This is a genomic window from Luteibacter sp. P4_D7_3, assembly GCF_056401735.1.
Genome location: NZ_JBFUIT010000291.1, coordinates 1 through 4,936, shown reverse-complemented (window position 1 = coordinate 4,936; position 4,936 = coordinate 1). Strand labels below are relative to the sequence as shown.

At 65.4% G+C, this 4,936-nt stretch carries 5 protein-coding genes; 2 read left to right on the top strand and 3 right to left on the bottom strand.

The genetic code is table 11. The features are described from left to right. A partial coding sequence (locus tag AC1DSN_RS18270) for an NAD(P)-dependent oxidoreductase (RefSeq protein ID WP_477332074.1) occupies nt 1-428 on the top strand: 428 nt, incomplete at its 5' end. Nucleotides 429-502: 74 nt separating this feature from the next. Here the strand turns inward: AC1DSN_RS18270 and AC1DSN_RS18265 are convergent. From AC1DSN_RS18265 to radC, 3 genes are all read right to left on the bottom strand, one after another. Further along, nucleotides 503-1,240 (bottom strand): SPOR domain-containing protein, encoded by a 738-nt coding sequence (locus AC1DSN_RS18265; protein ID WP_063572259.1) that lies wholly within the window; start codon nt 1,238-1,240, stop codon nt 503-505. Further along, the gene (gene argS / locus AC1DSN_RS18260) at nt 1,241-2,929 is read right to left on the bottom strand and encodes an arginine--tRNA ligase (RefSeq protein WP_477332072.1); all 1,689 of its coding nucleotides are present in this window, start codon (nt 2,927-2,929) and stop codon (nt 1,241-1,243) included. A gap of 449 nt (nt 2,930-3,378) precedes the next feature. Next, entirely contained in the window at nt 3,379-4,119 is a 741-nt protein-coding gene (gene radC / locus AC1DSN_RS18255) for a RadC family protein (protein WP_082879097.1), read from the bottom strand. A 152-nt stretch (nt 4,120-4,271) separates the two neighbouring features. On the opposite strand from radC, the gene coaBC reads away from it, so the two are divergent. After that, nucleotides 4,272-4,936, top strand: a 665-nt coding sequence (coaBC, locus tag AC1DSN_RS18250) for a bifunctional phosphopantothenoylcysteine decarboxylase/phosphopantothenate--cysteine ligase CoaBC (protein ID WP_477332070.1), incomplete at its 3' end; no start/stop codon positions are given.

Sequence of the window (4,936 nt, the reverse complement as noted above, 5' to 3'; positions counted from 1 at the left end):
CACGCCCTGTGCTCGAAGCCTATGGTGCCCGTGTCACGCACATGGGCCCCGTCGGTAGTGGCCAGGCGACGAAGGCCGTCAACCAGGTGTTGGTCGCAGGCATTGCCCACGCCGTGACAGAGGGGCTCGCCCTTGGCGAGGCGCTGGGTCTCGAAGCCGATCGCCTGATCCCGACGCTCGCCGCGGGCGCAGCCGGCAACTGGTTCCTCGACAAGCGCGGCGCCACCATGCTGCGCAACGAGTTCTCGGTGGGCTTCAAGCTGGCGCTGCTGCACAAGGACCTCGGCATCGTTCGTGGCATTGCCACCGAGGCCGGCACGGATCGCACCATCATCGAGCAGTCGCTCGCCGACTTCGGTGAATTGATGGCCCAGGGTTATGGTGATGACGACATCTCGGCGTTGATTCGTCTCAAGCGCGGGAAGTGACATCCGGCAGCCGTTGAAACGAAAAAACCCGCCGGCGACGGCGGGTTTTTTGTGTCAACGCGGCGAGGAAAACCTCAGCTGCCTTCCTTCAATGCGATGGCACTGATGCCTGCTGCCTGCAGGTGCTGCTTGGTGCTTTCCAGGTCCGTGGCCGACTTGAACGGTCCCAGGCGAACACGGTTATAGGTCTGCGCGCCGACCTTCACCGCCTGCACGTTGGCGACGAAGCCCTGCAGCGCCAGCTTGGCCTTCAGTGCTTCCGCATCGGCGGCGCTCGGGAACGCGCCGACCTGAAGCAGGTAGCCCGAGCTCGCGGCCGGAGCGGCGGGAGCCTGTTGGGCAGGCACGGCCGTGACCGTCTGTGTCGTCGCCTTCGGCAGGTTGGCTGCGGCGGCAGTAGCCTGTTGCTGCTGCGCCACCTCGGCCTTCTGGGCCGCTGCCTGCTGCTGGGCAGCCTGCTGTTGCTGCTGCTTCTGCTGCGCTTCGGCGCTGGCCTGTGCGCGGATCTCGGCATCCGGAATGCGTACTTCCTTCTCGGAAAGCACGGAGTAGAAGTCGTACGACGGCTTCTTCGGCTTCTCGGGCTCGGTCTGTTCGACGACGCCCGGATCGCTTCCCTTCTGCGCCGTGGCCTGCGGGTTCGGCTCAGGGCCGTCGTGCTGGCGCATCATGGGCATCCATGAGCCGCGCATCGCGAAAGCCATCAACAGGGCGCCGGCGAGGATGCCAATCAGCGCCCAGCTCCAGCCGGGCATGCCGCTGGAGCTGTTACGGACGGCCTGACGACCCTTTGCCTTCTTGCGTGTTGCCATTTACATGCTCTCCGGGGCGGAAATGCCCAGCAGATCCAGACCGTTCTTCAAAACCTGTTGCGTCGCCGCGACCAGCGCAAGGCGGGCGTCACGCAGGTCGGCGTCGTCGACGATCCATTTGTGCTCGTGATAGTAGCTGTGGAGCGAGCCTGCAAGCTCACGCAGGTATTGCGCGATCAGATGCGGTTCCAGGTTGGCGGCAGCCGACTCGACCATTTCCGGGTAGCGTGACAGCTCGACCATCAGCGCTTGCTCGTGCTCGGTATCGAGCAGCGGCAGCTTCGCCAGGCCGTTGCCACGGTCGCTGGACAGCCCCCGATCGGCCAACTCGCGGAAGACGCGGCTGGCGCGGGCGTGCGCGTACTGGATGTAGTACACCGGGTTGTCGTTGCTTTGCGAACGCGCCAGGTCGATGTCGAACACCAGCTGCGAATCGGCCTTGCGGGCGATCAGGAAGTAACGCGTGGCGTCGCGACCGGCTTCGTCGATGAGGTCGCGCAGCGTGACGTAGGATCCGGCGCGCTTGGAAATCTTCACTTCCTCACCGCCGCGCATCACGGTGACCATCTGGTGCAGCACGTATTCCGGCCAGTTCTTCGGAATGCCCGTATCCAGCGCCTGCAGACCGGCTTTGACGCGAGCCAGTGAGCCGTGATGGTCGGAGCCCAGCTCGGTGATGGCGCGCTCATAGCCGCGCTGCCACTTGGTCCGATGGTAGGCGACATCAGGGAGGAAGTAGGTGTAGGTGCCGTCGGACTTGCGCATGACGCGGTCCTTGTCGTCACCAAAATCCGTGGAACGCAGCCAGAGGGCGCCGCCCTCTTCATAGGTGTGCCCGTGGGCGACCAACTCGCGCACGGTGTCGTCCACCTTGCCCTCGGTGTAGAGGGAGGACTCGAGGTAATAGACGTCGAAGCCGACGCCGAAGGCCTTCAGGTCCAGGTCCTGCTCATGCCGCAGCGAGGCAACCGCGAAGTGGCGCACGTCGTCGAGGTTATCGGCGTCGCCTGAGGCGGTCACGGTTTCACCGTCGGCTTCCACGGACTCGCGGGCCAGGAAGGCACGAGCGACCTCGGCGATGTAGTCGCCGCGATAGCCCGATTCCGGCCAGCCCGGCTCATCCGGCGCGATGCCCTTGGCGCGAGCCTGGGTGGACAGCGCCAGGTTGGCGATCTGGACGCCGGCGTCGTTGTAATAGAACTCCCGGGTCACCTTCCAGCCGCTGGCGTGAAGCAGCCGGCTGATGCTGTCGCCGATGGCCGCGGCGCGACCGTGACCCACATGGAGCGGACCCGTCGGGTTCGCCGAAACGAACTCCACGCCTGCCTGACGGCCGCCACCATCGTGGTTGCTGCCATAGCGGTCAGCTTCGGCGAGTGCCCGGCTGATCTCGGCATGGAACGCAGCCGGGGCCAGGAAGAAGTTGATGAAGCCCGGCCCGGCGATCTCCACCTTGCCCACGAGCGCCGAAGGCGGGAACGCCTCGGCCAGGTCTGTGGCGATGTCTCGCGGCTTACGGCCGGCAGCCTTGGCCATCATCATGGCGACGTTGGTCGCGAAATCGCCGTGTTCGCGGCTGCGCGTGCGTTCGATGACGAACGTCGGCGCCACGAAATCGGACGGCAGTTTGCCGGACTCCCGCAGAGCCCCGATGGCCTGCAGGACGAGTTGTTTGAGCTCTTGTTTCACGGGAGTCGGGACACGGATATGGAACCGGCAATCCTATCAGAAGGGGCGCCCGGGCCGGTCGCCACGGACCGTCCGGTTCATCCCCCAGCCTGTGGATAACTCTGTGGGCAACAACGGCCGAAACGAGAGCTGCAAGGGGACGACAGGAAATGTCTTCGATGCGTAACATCTAAAGTTGCGATAAATCATGGTGTTAAGTCGGTGACCTCTGCGAGGACAGCAGATGTGACGCCCAAGTGGAAAACGTGGTCAATGTGCATAAGTCAATTCCTTCAAGGCGTCATGAGCTGTTTTTCGGCACGTCACGGCGCTGTAACTGGTCGTCGTCACAATTCCTCTTGTGCCCGGTGGCTCCCCGGCCGACGGCACAAGGGTTATCGACGCCCCTCCCTCGAAAGATGGCCCCCAGACGGCGCGAGCGGCACTCGCGCCGTCTTTTTTTGCGGGGTTCAGAGCAAGCCCAGGTCGGCCATCGAGGCGGGCTCACCATGGCCGATGACCAGGTGGTCGAGCACCCGGATGTCCATCAGGCCCAGGGCCTCCACCAGTACCCGAGTGATCTCCCGGTCGGCCCGACTGGGTTCGGCCAGGCCCGAGGGGTGGTTGTGGGCAAAGATGACCGCGCTGGCGTGGTGACGGAGACAGGCCCTGACGACTTCCCGGGGATAGACGCTCGCCCCGTCGATGGTGCCGCGGAACAGTTCCTCGTAGGCCAGCACCCGGTGGCGGGTGTCGAGGAACAGGACAGCGAAGACCTCGTGGGACAGGTGACGGAGCCGGGCCCGGAAATACTCGGCGCTATCGGCGGGGCTTTCGATGCGGGGCAGGTCGGTGAGGCTTTCGCCCAGTGAGCGGCGCGCGAGTTCGAGCGCGGCGACGATGCGTGCTCGCTTGGCTGGCCCGACGCCGCTGACGCGAGGCAGGTGGTCGGGGTCGGCCAGCAACCTTCCGAGACTGCCGGCTTGACCGAGCAGGGCCCGGGCAGTGGCGACGGCGTCGCAGCCCGCCGTGCCGTTGCCGATCAACACGGCGATGAGCTCGGCATCGGACAGCGCGGCCACGCCGTGGGCCAGCAGGCGTTCGCGGGGTCGTTCGCTTTCCGGCCATTGGTGGATCGGCCGTGGCCGGTATGCCGTCGGCGTCCCGGCCGCATCGCGGACACCGGCGTGATGGGTCGTCCCCCGCTTCATCAGTTCGTGTTTCCTGTCTTGCCATCGTGCGTGACGGCCCGACGAGCAACTTAGGGTTGCGACCATCGCCTTGGCGATAGAACGATTCTGAAAAAATGGGCTTCCTGAAATCCGTTAAGCTAACTGGCCCTCCGAAGCAGCGTCGTTCCGCCATGAGCCTTCGCCAGCGTCGCATCCTGATTGGCGTAACCGGTGGCATCGCCGCTTACAAGATCTGCGAACTCGTTCGTCGCCTTCGCGATCTCGATGCCGAGGTGCGCGTCGTCATGACCGAAGGCGCGACGCATTTCGTGACGCCCACCACCTTCCAGGCGCTCTCCGGCCAGCCGGTACGCGTCAGCCTCTGGGACGAGGCGGGCGAAGCCGCGATGGGCCACATCGAACTGGCGAAGTGGGCCGAGAGGGTGCTTATCGCCCCGGCCAGCGCCGACACCATCGCACGGCTCGCCCATGGCTTCGCCGACGACCTGCTCTCGACCGTGGTGCTTGCCACGGCGGCGCCCGTGTACATCGCGCCCGCCATGAACCAGCAGATGTGGGCGAACCTGGCGGTGCAGGCGAACGTCGGCACGCTGCGTGTCCGCGGCGTGGGTATCCTCGGCCCTGCCGACGGTGACCAGGCGTGCGGGGACATCGGCTCCGGTCGCATGCTGGAGCCCCACGAGCTGCGTGACATCCTGGTTGCCTCCTTCGGTGAGCAACCCCTGCGAGGTCGGAAGGTACTGGTCAGCGCCGGCCCCACGTACGAAGACATCGACCCGGTACGATTTATCGGTAACCGCAGTTCCGGCCGGATGGGATTCGCCGTCGCCATGGC

Excerpts from the sequence above, each read along its gene's own strand:
- AC1DSN_RS18265 (WP_063572259.1), bottom strand. The coding sequence starts at position 1,240 with ATGGCAACACGCAAGAAGGCAAAGGGTCGTCAGGCCGTCCGTAACAGC.
- radC (WP_082879097.1), bottom strand. The coding sequence starts at position 4,119 with ATGAAGCGGGGGACGACCCATCACGCCGGTGTCCGCGATGCGGCCGGG.